We start from the raw sequence: 15,057 nt of genomic DNA on the forward strand, positions 1-15,057 counted from the left end.
ACGCTGACGCCCGCACGTTTTATGCGGGCGCCTCAGGTCTTGTTAGTCGGCTATTTGTCTGCCGAAGCTCAGGCCCACTCGCCCTGGCGCATGACCGGAACACGCGAGCCGTCGGGCTTGATGCCGTCGATATCGACCTTGTTCGATCCGATCATCCAGTCAATATGGATCAGGCTCGAATTGCCGCCCTGTGCCTTGATCTGCTCCTGGCTCAATTGCGCACCGTTGATGAAGCACTTCGAGTAGCACTGGCCGAGAGCGATGTGGCACGACGCGTTTTCATCGAACAGCGTGTTGTAGAACAGGATGCCGCTCGCCGAGATCGGCGAGGAATGCGGCACCAGCGCCACTTCGCCGAGGCGGCGTGCGCCTTCGTCGGTATCGAGAACCTTGTTCAACACTTCCTCGCCGCGCGACGCCTTGGCCTCGACAATCCGGCCGCCTTCGAATTTCACCCGGATGTTGTCGATCAGCGTGCCCTGGTGCGACAGCGGCTTGGTGCTCGAGACGTAACCTTCCACGCGCAGCGCATGCGGCGTCGTGAAGACTTCCTCGGTCGGGATGTTCGGGTTGCAGGTGACGCCGTTCTTCGCCGTGGATGCGCCGCCATGCCATTCGTGCCCGTCGGCAAGCCCGACGGTCAGATCCGTGCCTGGTCCCTTGAAATGCAGCGATGCGAAGCGCTGACCGTTCAGCCAGGCGGAGCGCTTTGCAAGATTGGCGTTATGCTCCGCCCATGCGGCGATCGGATCCTCGCGATCGACACGGGAAGCGGCAAAGATCGCCTTCGCAAGCTTGGCGACCGCGATCGGCTCCGGATCGTTAGGGAACACCAGCTTTGCCCAGGAGGGGTTGGGGTAGGAGACGATGTTCCAGTTGATGTCGAAATTGGAGATCTTCTCGAGCGCCGGCTTGTAGGCGGTCGAGTTCGCGCGATTGGCCCGTCCGACCTTTGACGGATCCTGCTCGGAAAGAAGCATCGGGTTGTCGCCGGCGACCGCAAGCCGCGCGGCACCACCCTCATAGGCCTTCGCCATGCCTTCGTAGAGCCAGTTCGAGGCGCGATCGAAGCTCGCCTCGTTGCCATACTGATAGCGCGCCAGCGTCGATTCCTCGTCGGAATAGAACGCCGTCACGAGCCCGGCTCCGGCTTGGTAGGCATGCTTGGTGATCAGCCGCACCAGCGGCAGCGCTACCACAGGGGCGGTGACGACGAGATCCTGGCCGCTCTGTAGCTGCAACCCCACCTTGACGGCGACTTCGGCGAGCTTGTCGAGCTTGATGGGGTCTATGGCGTTCTGGCTTTGCGGCATGACGTTCATAATCGATCACCTTCTTGAAAAACGGACAGAGTGAGAGAGAGTTAGATCGCTTTGCGGCGAAAATGAAGCACGGCTCTAAGCAATGAGCGGCGCCGCGCTTGCCTTCAGCGCCTTGAGTGCGTCCTGCGGCGCAAGCCGGACCTGCAAGCCGCGTTGGCCGCCGTTGATGTAGACGAGGGCCTCGTTCATCGCCACTTCCTCGATCGCCGTCGGCACGGCCTTCCTCTGGCCGAACGGACTGATGCCGCCGACGTGGTATCCTGTCAGACGTTCAGCGTCGGCGGGCTTCATCATGTTCGCGGATTTGCCGCCGAAGGCGGCGGCGAGCTTCTTCATGCTCACCTCGCGGTCGGAGGGGACGACGACGCAGACAGCTTTCCCGTCGACTTCGGCCATCAGCGTCTTGAGCACCCGATGCGGCTCTTCGCCAAGCGCTTCAGCCGCCTGCAGACCCACGCGCTCTGCATTCGGGTCGTAATCATAGGTGTGAACGGTAAAGGTCACGCCTGCTTTGGCCAAAACCTGCGTGGCGCGCGTCGTCTTCGACATGGATCAGTCCTTGAAGAAGGCGCCGTAGATATCGGGTTTGAAGCCAACCAGCAGCTTGCCGTCGGCTTCGACGACCGGTCGCTTGATCATCGACGGCTGCTCAAGCATCAGTTCGATCGCCTTCTCTCGGTCGAGATTTTCACGGGCGTTGTCGGGCAGCTTGCGGAAGGTCGTGCCGGCGCGGTTGAGAACCGTTTCCCAGCCGGCCTCCTGCGTCCATTTCGCCAGATGCGCCCGGTCGATGCCGGAGGTCTTATAGTCGTGGAAGTCGTAAGCGACGTCGTGCTCTTCCAGCCAGCTGCGGGCCTTCTTCATCGTGTCGCAGTTCTTGATGCCATAGACGGTGACAGTCATTCAGTTCTCCAGCGTTCCGGCCTTGCGCACAGCCTTGCTGGCGGCCTTGCAGGCAATTTTCATCAGGTCGGCGCGGCGGCGAACCAGACGTGCCGAGCATCGCGTCAGGATCAGGCCGGCCTGCGGCGCGCGCACCTCGACCGTGCCGTCGGGCATGCCGGGCCGGGTGATGATCGTCGCCAGCAAATCGCCTTCGCTGACCTGATCGCCGAGGTTGCGATGGAAGAGCAAGGTGCCCGCTTCGGGCGCCCGGATCATCTCGACATTGTCGAGCGGAACGGCAGGCCCGGCAAATGGCGAAAGCGTCACGGGCACATCGATCGCGCCACGCTTGGCGAGGAACTTGAACAGTCCTTCCGCATCCTTCTTCGCCAGATCAGGATAGACGTCGCGTCCGCCGCGAAGCTCTACCGTGACCGAGAGCTTGCCCGGCAACTGCGTTTTCTTCTCGCCCGCCGTTTCGTGTTTCCAGGCATGGCCGACCGCCTCTTCGAAGGCCGAACTCTCGCCGTCCGAGAGCAATACGGCCTCCATGTCGAGCGCCGATGCAAGGTCGGACGCTTCAGGCCAGAAGGCGTCGTCGATATAGGCATACTGCAGCGATTCATCGTCGCAATGCAGGTCGATCACCAGATCGCAGCCGAGCGCCATGTGCATCAGCTGTCGCTTCAGCCGGTCGACCGCATCGTAGCGGCTGAGATTGGCCACGAGCCCATCGCGCTCCTTGACTGAGATCAGCGGGAATTCGCGGTTGAAATTGGTCCGGGTGCCCAGGTCGAAGCGGCCCTGAAGTTCGCCGAAATGCGACTGTGCCGCGCCAACAGGATTGGCATGCGGGATGATGGTGATATCGTTGCGGATCTGGCCGGCACTCTCGGCCTTGCGCAGCATCTCGCAGAGAAAATGGACAAGCGCCGTGCCCGGCAGTTCGTTGGCATGCAGGGCGGCCTGGATGTGAATCTTCGGCGCGTCAGGGTCGCTGCCCTTGAAGCGCAGCACCGGAAGCCGCCACTCGATACCTGCCGTATCGCCTGAAATGATGATCTCGGACGTATCCATTGCTGTCTCCGCTGCTGCCATTGCTGCAGGAGCTTTAAGCGTGTTCCTGCTGTAGAGGCAAGCCGTCAGCCACGGTTCTGTAGCGGCCAGCGCGCGATCGGCTGGTAGGCTTGCTCACCCGGCCGCTTGTGCAGCAGCACGAACTCCCGCACAGGGAGGACGACCGGCACCTCGAGCTCGGTTCTGGCAATGACGTCATCGGCGTAGAACAGCGTCGCGTGCGGCTGGAAATCGATCTTCACGTGAGGGTCGCAGCCAATGGCATGCATCTCGATGCCGATCCGGACATGCAGCTGACGCAGAAGCTCGCGACCACCATTGCCTGACAACACGATCGCGTTGCGCGGCGCGGTCTTGAACGTCGCGACATGGTCGAAGCTTAGATCGAAACAACAGGCGTCGATCGCCGATGCCGCCCGGCAGGCAGCGAAGATCATCTCGTCCTTGATGCGCTCGGCGCTGCCAACGCCGTAGAGCGAAACATGTAGCCGCTCCGGCAGCAAGGGCGAGAGGAGAGCGTCGTGGTCTCGCTGCAGTTTTTGCTGGATCTCCAGGCAGTGCTGTCTGGCTTCGCAATCCGGCAGGATCGCGAAAAACAGGGTTTCTTTGCCAAATCTTGACGATTTCGGGTGCATCCTGCGGCTTGTGAAATCGAAGGACGATTGCGTGTTCTGTTCGTGCATGACCAACCACCGGAGCATCGGCCCCGCCTCTGTCTATCCAGGGAACGCGAGGATGGTAGCAGGTGAACTGAGGAAATCAAGAACAAAAGAAGAACATTCAGCATCGATGCCGGGAGTCTTGTCATGCGTATCCTGATGGCCTGCGCGGCCTTTCCGCCCTTCATCGATGGCGGCGGCCCGATTTCGGCGATGATGGTCGCCAAGCTCTTGATCGCGGCTGGTCACGACCTCGAAGTCGTGAACGTCTCGGGTGAGGACAAGCACGAGGTCTATGACGGCGTGCCGGTGCACCGCCTGAAGACGCTGAACATCGACTGGAATTACCGTCTACCTCGGCCGGGCTGGAAGAAGCTGATCTGGCACGCGCTGGAGAATTTCAATCCGCGCGCCTATCTCGTCATGCGCCGCGAAATCCGCCGCTTCAAGCCGGATATCGTGCTGACCGACAGCATCGAAAACATCAACGTCGCCACCTGGGCGGCAGCCAAGCGCTCAGGCGTGCCGGTCTGCCATATCCTGCGCAGCGCCTTTCTGCTCTGCTGGAAGGCCAGCATGCGGCGCGGCGACGACAATTGCGTGCGCGCCTGTTCCTCCTGCCAGGTTTCGTCCTACGGCAAGAAATTCTTCTCGCGCTATGTCGATGCCGTGATCGGCGAAACCGATTTCATCATCGGCCGCCACACCGAGCATGATTATTTCCCCAATGCCAGCACCCACCGCGTGCCCGGCGCCGTCCCGCCGATCGCCCACAGCGAACCGCGCAAACAGCCGGAGGGGCCGATGCGCTTCGGCTTCATCGGCGTGCATGATCCGGTGAAGGGCCTCGATACGCTCGCCCGCGCCGCCCATCGGCTGGTCAACGACCAGAACGTCCGCTTCGTCATCGCCGGCAGCGCCAAGAGCGATTATTCGAAGTCGTTGCCGCAGAAATTTCCGGGCGAAAACACCAAATTCCTCGGCTGGACCAAGCCCGAGGATTTCTTCCCGCAGATCGACGTGCTGGTCGTGCCCTCGCTCTTTCGCGAGCCCTTCGGCCGCGTGGTGATCGAGGCCTTCGCGCAAGGCGTCCCCGTCATCGGCGCCCGTTCCGGCGGCATTCCGGAATCGATCGATCCCGGCAAGGACGGCTATCTCTTCGACCCCGGCGACGACAAGGCGCTGGCCGCCGAGATCGCCTCCATGGCGGCGAAGCCCGAGGCCATTCCGGCGTTGTCGCGCGCAGCCCTTGAGGCCGCGCGCCGCTACGAGCCGCAAAAGATCGCCGCCGGCTTCGACGCCGTTTTCGCCAAGCTGCGCCCGGATTTGGCAAAGCCAGCCCAAGAGGAAGCCGAGCCCCGGCAGGCACGCGGCTGATCGCCAGTTCGCACGCGCAAGAAACGGGTTGAATTCTTAGCCAGCAGGTACGATTTTGGGGTGAGGCCGATCCTATGGCCGAAGCTCCAGTATCGGGAGGCGAGACCCATGGCTCATCAAGCGCAGCATTACGCCATCTTCGAAACCGCGGGCGGCTTCTGCGGCATCGCATGGAACGCCATCGGCATCACCCGTTTCCAGCTGCCGACATCAAGCGCTGATGCCACCGAACGCCTGCTGCTGCGCCGCGTCCCCGATGCCGAGCCGTCAGCCTCGACGCCTGACATCGCGCAGGCCATCGCCGCCGTGAAGCGCTATTTCGCCGGGGAGTCGATCGACTTCTCCGACCTCGCGCTCGATCTCGCCGGCCAGGACGATTTTTTCCGCGACATCTACGCCGCCGCCCGCCGCCTGCGCTGGGGCGAAACGACCACCTACGGCGCTCTCGCCAAAGAGCTCGGCCACGGCCCCGAAGCCGCCCGCGACGTCGGTCAGGCCATGGCCAGGAACCCTATCGCGCTCATCATCCCCTGCCACCGCGTTCTCGCCGCCGGCAACAAGATCGGCGGCTTCTCGGCCCCCGGCGGCTCGGTGTCGAAGGCGCGCATGCTGGAGCTGGAGGGTGTGAAGATGGCGCCCCCGAAGCCGGTGCAGCAGTCGTTGTTTTGAGTTCAGGGTTCGCGGACGAACGGGTGGCCCGCGGCATGCGCTGCCTTGATGAACTTGCGATCGAACGTGACCAAGGCGTCGCAATGCTGGACGCGAAGCAGATGCAGCGCATCCGCAAAGTCCATGCCTTTTTCAACGAGATCGAATGCGGCAGCCACCAAGTCGGCATCTTCGATCGTCACACTCGGCATGCCCGCGAAGATGCGCAGCGAGTTCACGATATCCGTCCGAGAAAAGCCGAAGGTCGTCCTGAGAACCGAGGCCACCTCCATCACGACCGTGGCGGCAACGAAAACGCTCTCAGTGTCGATAATTTCACGAGCCCGAAGCGACTGCTCAGGATGGTCGCCTGCTATGTACCGCACGATAAGGTTCGTATCGATAGCGATCATGTTTCCGAATCGCGACTGCGCGCATAGCGAGCCTTTGCCTCGGCCGCGACACCGGCGTCCATCTCTTCAAGCGTCTTCGGCTCGCCCTTGTATGCCAAGATTCCGAACGCCGAGCCCTGCGGCGTGGGCGCAAACGCCGGAGCCTGCTTGAGCAGAACGCCGTCTGGCGTTTCCTCAACGATCAGACGCGTACCGGCTTCCCAGTCCCGCCGCCGGCGGATTGCCTTGGGTAGAATGACCTGCCCTTTGGTCGAGACGGTCGTGATCAGGATTTCGCTCTGCGCCATCGCTTGAATTCCAGAGGTAAGACGGATGTAAGATAATCCGCCTTGCCCCTGTCTTCAACCCCGAGCCTCACTCCCACTCGATCGTGCCCGGTGGCTTGCTGGTCACATCATACACCACGCGGTTGATCCCGCGCACTTCGTTGATGATGCGGGTCGCGGCGCGGCCGAGGAACTCCATGTCGTAGTGGTAGAAATCCGCCGTCATGCCGTCGACGGAGGTCACGGCGCGCAGTGCGCAGACGAATTCGTAGGTGCGGCCATCGCCCATGACGCCGACGGTCTGGACCGGGAGTAGCACGGCGAAAGCCTGCCAGATCGCGTCGTAGAGACCGGCCTTGCGGATTTCGTCGAGATAGATGGCGTCGGCTTCGCGCAGAATCTCCAGCTTTTCGCGGGTGATGCCGCCGGGGCAGCGGATCGCGAGGCCGGGGCCGGGGAAGGGGTGGCGGCCGATGAACGAGTCAGGCAGGCCGAGCTCCTTGCCGAGCACGCGCACTTCGTCCTTGAAGAGTTCGCGCAGCGGCTCGACGAGCTGCATGTTCATGCGCTCGGGCAGGCCGCCGACATTGTGGTGCGACTTGATCGTCACCGACGGGCCGCCGGTGAAGGAAACGCTTTCGATCACGTCGGGATAGAGCGTGCCCTGGCCGAGGAAATCGGCGCCGCCGAGCTTCTTGGCTTCTTCCTCAAAAGTCTCGATGAACAAACGGCCGATGATCTTGCGCTTGGTCTCGGGGTCGGAAACGCCCTCGAGCTCGCCGATGAACTTGTCGGCTGCATCGACGTGGATCAGGTGCAGATTGTAGTGTTCGCGGAACATGGCGACGACATTGGCCGCCTCGTCCTTGCGCATCAGGCCGTGGTCGACGAGTACGCAGGTGAGCTTGTCGCCGATCGCCTCGTGGATCAGGAGTGCCGCGACCGAGCTGTCGACGCCGCCGGAAAGAGCGCAAAGCACGCGCTTGTCGCCGACCTGCTTGCGGATATCTTCGACCGCCTTCTGGCGGTAGGCAGACATCGACCAGTCGCCCTTGATGCCGGCGATGTTGTGAATGAAGTTGCCGATCAGCTTGGCGCCATCGGGCGTGTGGACCACCTCAGGGTGGAACTGCACGCCGTAATACTTGCGCTTCTCGTCGGCGATGAAGGCGTAGGGCGCGTTCGGCGAGGTCGCAACGACCTTGAAGCCTTCAGGCAATGCCGTGACGCGGTCGCCATGGCTCATCCAGACCTGGTGGCGCGAACCCCTAGACCAGAGGCCTTCGAACAGTTCGCTGTCTTCGTCGACTTCGAGGAAGGCGCGGCCGAATTCGCGGTGATGGCCGCTCTCGACCTTGCCGCCGAGCTGCATGCACATCGTCTGCTGGCCATAGCAGATGCCGAAGACGGGAAGGCCGCTGTCGAAGATGATCTGAGGCGCGCGGGGCGAACCTTCATCGACCGTCGAGGCCGGGCTGCCGGACAGGATCACGGCTTTCGGCTTCAGGCTCTTGAAGCCTTCTTCGGCGGACTGGAAGGGAACGATCTCGCAGTAGACGCCCGCTTCGCGCACGCGGCGCGCGATCAGCTGGGTTACCTGGCTGCCGAAATCGACGATGAGAACGCTGTCGGGATGTGCTGTCTGGGTCATGGCGAGCCTTTAATGAAAAGCACCCGGTCTTGCAATGCGGGAAATCCGCCGCCGCGGGATTTTATTGTGCCGATTGTCCGGCTTCTCAGGGCCTAGAACCAGAATACGCCGTCTTCCAGCGCGGTAAACAGGTTGTCGACGGCATAGGAAAGTTTGCGATCGATGACATGCAGGTATTCGGTCCAGCCGGAAATGTGCTGCAGCTCTTCCACGCCGTCCGAAATGCCGCGCAATCCGATCAGCGGAAGCTTGTAGGCCTGGCAGGCCCGCAGGACGGCGAAGGTTTCCATGTCGACCATTTCGGCGGCAATGCCGGCATAGGCCGGTCCGGATACGACGTTGCCGCCGGTCGACAGGCTCGCCTCGGGAATGCCGGGGATGCGGAGCGGCAGATCGATGGTCGCCGGCAGATCGAGAAAGGGGGTGCATCCCTTTTCAAAGCCGAGCGGAGAAGCATCCATGTCGCGATAGGAAACGGAGCTGACCTGATAGACCTCGGTCTGCTCGAGCTTGGCCGAACCCGCGGAGCCGAGCGATACGACGAGCTGCGGCATGTCGCCCTGGTGGTCGAGTTCGGATAGCGCGCGTGTCAGGACAACCGCAGCCTCCACCGGGCCGACGCCGGTCATCAACGGTTCGAAGCGCGAGCGCAGGAAGGGACCGTACTCGGCCTCCGCCGCCATCACGAAAAGGATGGACTTGCCAGCGACCGACTTCAACTCGAACTTCATCCCGTAATTCCCTCTCTGCCGCGGATGATCATCATGGTGCTCGTCATCGAGGCGATCAGCTTTGCCGCTCCGTCGCCGACCGCGTAGCCGCGGCCGTCGGCAACGATGATGTTGCTGCCGGGCTTGGTGATCTCGCCGCGAAAAAGAAAGCGGTCGCCCCGTCCCGGCGACATCAGGTTGACCTTGAATTCGATGGTCAGGATCGATGCTTCCGCGTCAATCACCGTATAGGCGGCGAACCCGCAGGCGGAATCGAGCGCCGCCGAAATGACCCCGGCATGGAGAATGCCGTGCTGCTGCGTGAGCTTCACATCGAACGGCAGCTCGATTTCCACCATCGCGTGCTCGATGCGCGTCAATTCGGCACCAATCGTCTGCAATGCCGCCTGGCGTGCGAAATTCTGGCGGATTCGCTCGCGGAAATCGCCGTGCTGCTTTTCTGTCATCAGATGTGCCCTCTTGCGGGCGTGAAATTGGCATGGCGCGCCGCATTCGACAAGCGCTGAAACGCTCGAGCTTTTCACGAGTGTCGCAGCGTCGCGATACGTAAAGATTGGATTCAGTCTTTCTTGGTAAATCTCTGTTAGCCATGTGTCCTGGGGGATCAGTCTTTTTCGAAAGGCGTGCCCTCGTCCTTGTTTTGCGTGTGAGTTGTTATGCGTTTATCGGCTGTGCCAGCGATCGTCCTTACCTGCCTGACTTTGTCGGGCTGCTCATCCAGTTTGGGCCCGGAACCGCTGTTGAATGTTGGCCCATCGCCGGAGACGACGAGCTCCGTGGTCCGCCCGACCGCGCCGGTGCCGGCAGCGGAAGTGGCTCAGGTCACGGACGCCGAGCCGGTACAGCCTAAGGCGCCGCCGCAACCGCTGCCGCACGAATTGGCCTGGGCAGGGGCAGTTCCCCAGTCGCCCGCCTTCCTGCAGCAGCAAAACGCAGTGCCGGCAGCCATGCCCGTTCCATCCGACCGGCCGCTCGCATTGTCCGAGCCTGACGACACCGATATGGATGCACCGCCGCGCCGCTCGCGCAGCCGCATCTTCAGCCACCGCTTTCGCGACGCGAAGCCGATCAACTTCGGTTCCGCCTCGCCGCGAAAGCTCGCCGTACACGGCGTCGATGTTTCGCGCTGGCAGGGCGATATCGATTGGCCGAAGCTTCAATCGCAGGGCGCCAATTTCGTTTACATCAAGGCGACCGATGGTGGTGACCATCTCGATCCGATGTTCCGCAAGAACTGGCGCAATGCCCATGCCGCCGGTCTCAAGCGCGGCGCCTATCATTTCTTCTACTGGTGCCGGACAGCCGGCGAGCAGGCGGATTGGTTCATCCGCAACGTGCCGAGGGAAGCGAACGCGCTGCCGCCGGTCATCGATGTCGAGTGGAATGGTGAATCCAGCTGCAAGAGGCGTGTCTCGCCCGAAAAGGTCCGCGAGAAGATGCAGGTCTTCATGGACAAGCTCGAGCGGCACTATGGCCAGCGTCCGATCATCTATACCGCGCCCGACTTCTATCGCGACAATCTGAAGGGCGCCTTCATGGACTATCCGTTCTGGCTGCGCTCGGTCGCCGCGCACCCGTCGAAGGTCTATCCGGGCCGCAAGTGGGTGTTCTGGCAATATTCGGGCTCCGGCATCTCGCACGGCGTAGACAACCGTATCGACCTCAACGTCTTCCACGGTAACGAGGACGACTGGCACGACTGGCTGTCGTCGAGGACCTGAGCGGACGTTCAGTTCAGGTAGACGATCGAGGCGTTGAGCGCGGTGGCGAATGCCACCCAGGCGGCGTAGGGGACGAAGAGCAGGGCGGAGACCCTGTTGGCGTTCCAGCGGTTGCGGATGAAGGCGATCACCAGCGCAAGGAGCGCGATGATGATCGTCAGAGCCACCGCCGGCATCCGCAGGCCGAAGAAAAATGGCGACCAGAGAAAATTCAGAACCATCTGGCCGGCCCAGATCAGCATGCCGACCGACAGGTGACCCCGCAGCCATGTCTTGGCGCCGGCAATGCCGATCAGCACGTAGAGCACCGACCAGACGGGACCGAACACCGAATTCGGCGGATTGAAAGCGGGCTTGGCAAGGGATTGATACCATTCGCCCGGCAGGTTGTTGATGCCGATGACCAGGCCACCACCAAGAACGATGGCGATGAAGACGATATAGGTGAGGGCTCTGCTCATGCCCCGAAGATAGGGCAGTCCAAAATCCACGCCAGATGCCTCTTGGGTTAGCGCGCCACAGCTAAAGTGGTGATTGCTCTACGCGTTGACGTGCGGCCGCTCACGCGCCCTTCAGCGGGGCGATGCGTGCGATATGCTGATCCCATGCCACATCGCTGTGCGTGGCGAGGAAGTCGCCATCGTAGGAAGAGACGGCAAACCCGTCTCTGGAGGCGGCAATTCCCGCAGCATCGGCAACACTTGCTTCCGACAGCACCTTGCCGCTTTTCGCATCGATCGTCACGGCGATGCCGCCCTTCGGCGAACTGACGCCGACGAGCCCGGCCGCGCGATTGACCGCGATCGCGCCGACATAATTCGCCAGTCGCCGCGTCGTTTCTTCCGGCAGGTCGACGAATGTCAGGTCTTCCCCCTTCGAGAAGTGGCCGACCAGCGGCGGCAGATCGTTGCGGTGACCCTCGTACTGGCAGGCAAACCAGATCCTGCCGCTCTCATCGATGTCGACGTGCCGCGTCGAAACCTGCGCCCACTGGGAGGGAAGCGCGTGCTTTTCCAAGAGAGCGCCCGTCTTCGCGTCGACCAGCGTCAGCGACGGCCGCATGCTGTCGAGATTGAGTTTCGTGCGCCCGAAATCCGGATGGGTTTCGATACCCCCGTTTGCGACGATCAGCATCCGGCCATCGTCGGAAACCGTCATGTCGTGAGGCCCGACGCCATAGGTCTCGAACTCGCCGAGCCGGGCAAAGCGGTTGGTGGCGTCGTAGAGCCCGATCATGCCCCGGTCGCCCTCGAAGTCATTCTCGCTGGCGTAAAGGACGCGGCCATCCGGAGAAAAGACGCCGTGCCCGTAGAAATGCCGCCCTTCGGCAGAGGTTATGACGATCGGCTCGCTGCGGCCGCTTGGATCGAAGATCATCGCGTAGGTGCCGGGGCGCCGCGCAAAGGCCACGGCCTTGCCCGTCGCCATGCTGTGCGCCATGCCATGCGCACGCGCCGGCAGGGCAACCTGATCGACGATCTCGCCTCGCTCCGTCACCGTGGCGACGGCAAATCCGCCCTTTGCGGTACGAAGGCCCGAGGCGTAGACGGCGTCGGCCCTCTGCAGCGCCATCGCGCCACGCGGCGCGAGCCCTGCGAGAAAGCTCAGGCCCGCAGCCTTCATGAAGCTGCGTCGATCGATCGCCGCGCTGTTCCACATGGGATCAATCGCCGTCGGAGAACGAGAAGCCGGCGGAGAGGCCGACAGCAGAACCATAGTCGTCGCTGATCTTGGTGATCAGCTCGCGGCTGCTCACGAGAAGCGCGTCCAGCTTCGCCTTCTCGGCGTCACCGGTCGCGACTTCGATATCCGGGTTGAGCTTGGGAACCGTTTCCAGCAGAGACTTGAAGCTCGCGTCGATGGCGTCGGCAACCGGCTTGCTGTCAGGCGGCAGGAGTTCGGCCATGCCGGCCTTCTGCCAGAGCGTGCGCAGCCCTTCGAGATTGGCGGTCATCGACTTCCAGGTGTTCTTCGAGCGCCAGTAGATCGCCATGCGGGGGCGCGGCGTGCTGTCCTTGCCCTTGTAGAACTGCTCGAGCCGCTGGTCGCGGACCGTCTCGGCGCCGTGCACGAGGATGCCGAGGAGCGCGGTCACCGCTTCCTTGTTGTCCATGAAGTCTTGGCTCTGCGGGCCGGGGTGCTTCCAGCTGGCCTGCACGCCATCTGGCTTCTCCCACGCGGCGACGACTTCGCCGGCTTCACGCTGGATATTGCCGGCCACCGCCGCGCCATACTGGCATCGGAAGCCGTTCTTCTGCTTCGTCAGGTCTTCGGACCCGGTGCCGTAGAGCACGTATTCCAGCGCCGTCAGGCCTTGCAGGGCGACACTCTTGCCGGCGATCGCATCGACGGTGGTGTCCTTCGGATCGGCCTTGGCGATCAATGCCTGTACCTGTTTCAGGCCGACGCCCTTGCGGTCGGGATAGAACAGGATGTGCTCGAAGAGATTGTCCTGGATAACAGGGCCGGTCTGCACGATCTCGATGATCGACCAATAGCGGATCGTATCGTCGAAAGCCGATTTCGCCTTGTCGAGCGTCTGCTGGGTGCCGTTGTCGCACAAATCCTTCATCGCCGTCGTCAGCCGAGCCGCCGACTGCTGGGCGTTGCGGTAGCCAGGACGGATCACTTCGTCCACGGCCCGCTGCATGACGGCGGGTACGGCCTCTTCATTCAGTCCGGCCTGCGGTGCGTTCTGGGCAAGTGCGGAGGAGGCGAAGGCAAGCGAAAGAAGAAGGGGATGCCAAAGGCGCATTAAAGGGACTCCAGGAATGTAATCAACGCCTGCCTATCATCCTTCGACGAGGATGCGAATGCGTCACGCGCTTTCTGTGCTTCGCCGCCATGCCAGAGAATGGCTTCGGTAAGATTTCTGGCACGGCCGTCATGAAGGAAAAAGCTGTGCCCGCTGACAGTCTTGGTCAGACCTATACCCCAAAGCGGTGGCGTGCGCCATTCACGTCGACTTGCGATTCCGACCTGCTGGCCATCGGCGAGATCGTCTCCCATATCGTGCAGCAGGAAGTCGGAATAGGGCCAGATAAGCTGGAACGATTGCGCCTTGTCGGCGCTGTCTCGCCGCGTCACGAACTTCGGAACGTGGCAGGAGATGCAGCCGGCCTGATAGAAGACCTGCTTGCCCTTCAGCGTCTCGGGAAAGCTCGCCTTGCGGCGCGCGGGCACGGCGAGGTTTGCCGAGTAAAAGGTCACGAGATCGAGGATCGGATCGGGCGCTTCCTCGTTTCCCAGCCGTTTCTGCACGCCGTTCGGCATCTGGCGGCATCTTGCCTCGGCTTCCGTGCAGTCCCCGTAGGCATCCGGTCGGTCCGGCGTCGAGATCCCGATGTCGTTCGAGAAAGCGTCGGCGCTCTGATCCCGCACGGTGGCATTCTGCGCCTTCCAGCCGAAGCGCCCGAGTGCGATCTCGCCGGTCCGGTGGTCACGCACGACTGCTGCCCTTCCCGAAATTCCGTCGCCATTGGCGTCTTCAGGATCGGCGTGCGCGAGAATGTCGGCTTCGGGGATTGCCTCGATCAGTCCGAGGCCGATCATGCCTGGTGCCACGCGCGGCGAGAGCGTCGTTTCCTGGGCAAGCGGTCCATAGCCGAGATCGGTCACGGAATAGCTTGGGTGCCGCAGCGAAACGACCTCGCCGCCGTTAAGCGTCACCGGCTGTTCGCGGTAGCCGATGGCCATCTTGCCCTCGGCCGGCAGGCCGGGAACGGCGAGATCCTGCAGCTGATGCCCGTAGGTCGGATCGGGAAGATTGAGCACGTCGGACTTCGCGATTGCCTCTTGCTCGGCAGGCTCCGTGGCCGGGCGGGCGAGGCGAAGGAGCATCGACATCGAGCCCTGATCACCTTCCGGAGGCTTTCCGCGTCCGTCGTTGACGTGGCAGCTCATGCAGGAACGGGCGTTGAACAACGGCCCGAGGCCGTCGGATGCCTGGGTGGAGGAGGGCGCGGAGACCCAGAGCTTCTTGAAGAGCGCGTTGCCGAGCCTGAAGCGCTGTTCCTCGTCGAAAGGGATATTTCCCGAGATGTGGGAGAAAGACTTCTTCGAAACGGGATCGATCGACGTCGCGCCGCCGCCGGACATCGCCTCGTACTGCTCCGCGTGGCTGAAATCGGTGGCGGGGCGGGTAACGTCGACAACCCGCTTCAGGTCTTCACCTGAGAGGTCGGTGCGCACCTTCGGAAATTCGCGTTCCCCGGCGAAGGCAACGGATAGGCCGGCGATGGCAGCGTAGAGTGCAGCGCCTGCGACGATGCGGCGAGCCGGAATGGGCGACATTTCAGAGTTCGGGC

The 15,057-nt window shown here is 62.5% G+C and carries 17 protein-coding genes; 3 read left to right on the top strand and 14 right to left on the bottom strand.

What is annotated here, in order from left to right; all coding sequences use genetic code 11:
- Positions 1 to 68: 68 nt before the first annotated feature.
- The 5 genes from ASE04_RS10975 to ASE04_RS10995 all read right to left on the bottom strand — a co-directional run bounded on the left by ASE04_RS10975 (position 69) and on the right by ASE04_RS10995 (position 3,967).
- The gene (locus ASE04_RS10975) at positions 69 to 1,322 is read right to left on the bottom strand and encodes an aminopeptidase (RefSeq protein WP_056816512.1); all 1,254 of its coding nucleotides are present in this window, start codon (positions 1,320 to 1,322) and stop codon (positions 69 to 71) included.
- A gap of 75 nt (positions 1,323 to 1,397) precedes the next feature.
- On the bottom strand, positions 1,398 to 1,871 hold the full coding sequence (gene ybaK, locus ASE04_RS10980) for a Cys-tRNA(Pro) deacylase (RefSeq protein WP_056816515.1): 474 nt from the start codon (positions 1,869 to 1,871) through the stop codon (positions 1,398 to 1,400).
- Between the two features lie 3 nt (positions 1,872 to 1,874).
- Positions 1,875 to 2,225 (bottom strand): ArsC family reductase, encoded by a 351-nt coding sequence (locus tag ASE04_RS10985; protein ID WP_056816518.1) that lies wholly within the window; start codon positions 2,223 to 2,225, stop codon positions 1,875 to 1,877.
- Complete coding sequence (locus tag ASE04_RS10990; RefSeq protein ID WP_056816521.1) at positions 2,226 to 3,284, bottom strand: M14 family zinc carboxypeptidase; 1,059 nt, start codon at positions 3,282 to 3,284, stop codon at positions 2,226 to 2,228.
- A 65-nt stretch (positions 3,285 to 3,349) separates the two neighbouring features.
- On the bottom strand, positions 3,350 to 3,967 hold the full coding sequence (locus tag ASE04_RS10995; protein ID WP_056817640.1) for a 2'-5' RNA ligase family protein: 618 nt from the start codon (positions 3,965 to 3,967) through the stop codon (positions 3,350 to 3,352).
- Between the two features lie 123 nt (positions 3,968 to 4,090).
- On the opposite strand from ASE04_RS10995, the gene ASE04_RS11000 reads away from it, so the two are divergent.
- The gene (locus ASE04_RS11000) at positions 4,091 to 5,320 is read left to right on the top strand and encodes a glycosyltransferase (protein ID WP_056816526.1); all 1,230 of its coding nucleotides are present in this window, start codon (positions 4,091 to 4,093) and stop codon (positions 5,318 to 5,320) included.
- Between the two features lie 108 nt (positions 5,321 to 5,428).
- Entirely contained in the window at positions 5,429 to 5,989 is a 561-nt protein-coding gene (locus ASE04_RS11005; RefSeq protein ID WP_056816529.1) for a methylated-DNA--[protein]-cysteine S-methyltransferase, read from the top strand.
- A 2-nt stretch (positions 5,990 to 5,991) separates the two neighbouring features.
- On the opposite strand, the gene ASE04_RS11010 is transcribed toward ASE04_RS11005, so the two are convergent.
- From ASE04_RS11010 to ASE04_RS11030, 5 genes are all read right to left on the bottom strand, one after another.
- Entirely contained in the window at positions 5,992 to 6,381 is a 390-nt protein-coding gene (locus ASE04_RS11010) for a type II toxin-antitoxin system VapC family toxin (protein ID WP_056816533.1), read from the bottom strand.
- Positions 6,378 to 6,668, bottom strand: coding sequence for an AbrB/MazE/SpoVT family DNA-binding domain-containing protein (locus ASE04_RS11015; protein ID WP_056816536.1), 291 nt, complete (start codon positions 6,666 to 6,668; stop codon positions 6,378 to 6,380). The genes ASE04_RS11010 and ASE04_RS11015 overlap by 4 nt, the downstream gene beginning before the upstream one ends.
- Positions 6,669 to 6,735: 67 nt before the next feature.
- The gene (gene guaA, locus ASE04_RS11020) at positions 6,736 to 8,298 is read right to left on the bottom strand and encodes a glutamine-hydrolyzing GMP synthase (RefSeq protein WP_056816540.1); all 1,563 of its coding nucleotides are present in this window, start codon (positions 8,296 to 8,298) and stop codon (positions 6,736 to 6,738) included.
- A 92-nt stretch (positions 8,299 to 8,390) separates the two neighbouring features.
- Positions 8,391 to 9,029, bottom strand: a complete 639-nt coding sequence (locus ASE04_RS11025) for a 5'-methylthioadenosine/S-adenosylhomocysteine nucleosidase (RefSeq protein ID WP_056816542.1) — start codon at positions 9,027 to 9,029, stop codon at positions 8,391 to 8,393.
- Positions 9,026 to 9,475 (bottom strand): PaaI family thioesterase, encoded by a 450-nt coding sequence (locus ASE04_RS11030; protein WP_056816544.1) that lies wholly within the window; start codon positions 9,473 to 9,475, stop codon positions 9,026 to 9,028. The genes ASE04_RS11025 and ASE04_RS11030 overlap by 4 nt, the downstream gene beginning before the upstream one ends.
- A 210-nt stretch (positions 9,476 to 9,685) precedes the next feature.
- Here ASE04_RS11030 and ASE04_RS11035 point away from each other — a divergent pair, with 210 nt between their 5' ends.
- The gene (locus tag ASE04_RS11035) at positions 9,686 to 10,750 is read left to right on the top strand and encodes a glycoside hydrolase family 25 protein (RefSeq protein ID WP_056816548.1); all 1,065 of its coding nucleotides are present in this window, start codon (positions 9,686 to 9,688) and stop codon (positions 10,748 to 10,750) included.
- A gap of 8 nt (positions 10,751 to 10,758) precedes the next feature.
- On the opposite strand, the gene ASE04_RS11040 is transcribed toward ASE04_RS11035, so the two are convergent.
- The 4 genes from ASE04_RS11040 to ASE04_RS11055 form a co-directional block, all read right to left on the bottom strand.
- Positions 10,759 to 11,211 carry a TspO/MBR family protein gene (locus tag ASE04_RS11040; RefSeq protein ID WP_056817642.1) on the bottom strand — a complete coding sequence of 151 codons (453 nt, stop codon included), beginning with the start codon at positions 11,209 to 11,211 and terminating at the stop codon, positions 10,759 to 10,761.
- Between the two features lie 100 nt (positions 11,212 to 11,311).
- A complete protein-coding gene (locus ASE04_RS11045) occupies positions 11,312 to 12,409 on the bottom strand; it encodes a DUF1513 domain-containing protein (RefSeq protein WP_056816552.1) in 1,098 nt (365 codons plus the stop codon).
- A gap of 4 nt (positions 12,410 to 12,413) precedes the next feature.
- Entirely contained in the window at positions 12,414 to 13,505 is a 1,092-nt protein-coding gene (locus tag ASE04_RS11050) for an imelysin family protein (protein ID WP_056816555.1), read from the bottom strand.
- The gene (locus ASE04_RS11055; protein WP_056816559.1) at positions 13,505 to 15,043 is read right to left on the bottom strand and encodes a di-heme oxidoreductase family protein; all 1,539 of its coding nucleotides are present in this window, start codon (positions 15,041 to 15,043) and stop codon (positions 13,505 to 13,507) included. The genes ASE04_RS11050 and ASE04_RS11055 overlap by 1 nt, the downstream gene beginning before the upstream one ends.
- Positions 15,044 to 15,057 lie beyond the last annotated feature (14 nt).

This window comes from Rhizobium sp. Root708 (assembly GCF_001429725.1).
Classification (GTDB): Bacteria; Pseudomonadota; Alphaproteobacteria; order Rhizobiales; family Rhizobiaceae; genus Rhizobium.

Excerpts from the sequence above, each read along its gene's own strand:
- ASE04_RS10975 (WP_056816512.1), bottom strand. The coding sequence starts at position 1,322 with ATGAACGTCATGCCGCAAAGCCAGAACGCCATAGACCCCATCAAGCTC.
- ybaK (WP_056816515.1), bottom strand. The coding sequence starts at position 1,871 with ATGTCGAAGACGACGCGCGCCACGCAGGTTTTGGCCAAAGCAGGCGTG.
- ASE04_RS10985 (WP_056816518.1), bottom strand. The coding sequence starts at position 2,225 with ATGACTGTCACCGTCTATGGCATCAAGAACTGCGACACGATGAAGAAG.
- ASE04_RS10990 (WP_056816521.1), bottom strand. The coding sequence starts at position 3,284 with ATGGATACGTCCGAGATCATCATTTCAGGCGATACGGCAGGTATCGAG.
- ASE04_RS10995 (WP_056817640.1), bottom strand. The coding sequence starts at position 3,967 with ATGCACGAACAGAACACGCAATCGTCCTTCGATTTCACAAGCCGCAGG.
- ASE04_RS11000 (WP_056816526.1), top strand. The coding sequence starts at position 4,091 with ATGCGTATCCTGATGGCCTGCGCGGCCTTTCCGCCCTTCATCGATGGC.
- ASE04_RS11005 (WP_056816529.1), top strand. The coding sequence starts at position 5,429 with ATGGCTCATCAAGCGCAGCATTACGCCATCTTCGAAACCGCGGGCGGC.
- ASE04_RS11010 (WP_056816533.1), bottom strand. The coding sequence starts at position 6,381 with ATGATCGCTATCGATACGAACCTTATCGTGCGGTACATAGCAGGCGAC.
- ASE04_RS11015 (WP_056816536.1), bottom strand. The coding sequence starts at position 6,668 with ATGGCGCAGAGCGAAATCCTGATCACGACCGTCTCGACCAAAGGGCAG.
- guaA (WP_056816540.1), bottom strand. The coding sequence starts at position 8,298 with ATGACCCAGACAGCACATCCCGACAGCGTTCTCATCGTCGATTTCGGC.
- ASE04_RS11025 (WP_056816542.1), bottom strand. The coding sequence starts at position 9,029 with ATGAAGTTCGAGTTGAAGTCGGTCGCTGGCAAGTCCATCCTTTTCGTG.
- ASE04_RS11030 (WP_056816544.1), bottom strand. The coding sequence starts at position 9,475 with ATGACAGAAAAGCAGCACGGCGATTTCCGCGAGCGAATCCGCCAGAAT.
- ASE04_RS11035 (WP_056816548.1), top strand. The coding sequence starts at position 9,686 with ATGCGTTTATCGGCTGTGCCAGCGATCGTCCTTACCTGCCTGACTTTG.
- ASE04_RS11040 (WP_056817642.1), bottom strand. The coding sequence starts at position 11,211 with ATGAGCAGAGCCCTCACCTATATCGTCTTCATCGCCATCGTTCTTGGT.
- ASE04_RS11045 (WP_056816552.1), bottom strand. The coding sequence starts at position 12,409 with ATGTGGAACAGCGCGGCGATCGATCGACGCAGCTTCATGAAGGCTGCG.
- ASE04_RS11050 (WP_056816555.1), bottom strand. The coding sequence starts at position 13,505 with ATGCGCCTTTGGCATCCCCTTCTTCTTTCGCTTGCCTTCGCCTCCTCC.
- ASE04_RS11055 (WP_056816559.1), bottom strand. The coding sequence starts at position 15,043 with ATGTCGCCCATTCCGGCTCGCCGCATCGTCGCAGGCGCTGCACTCTAC.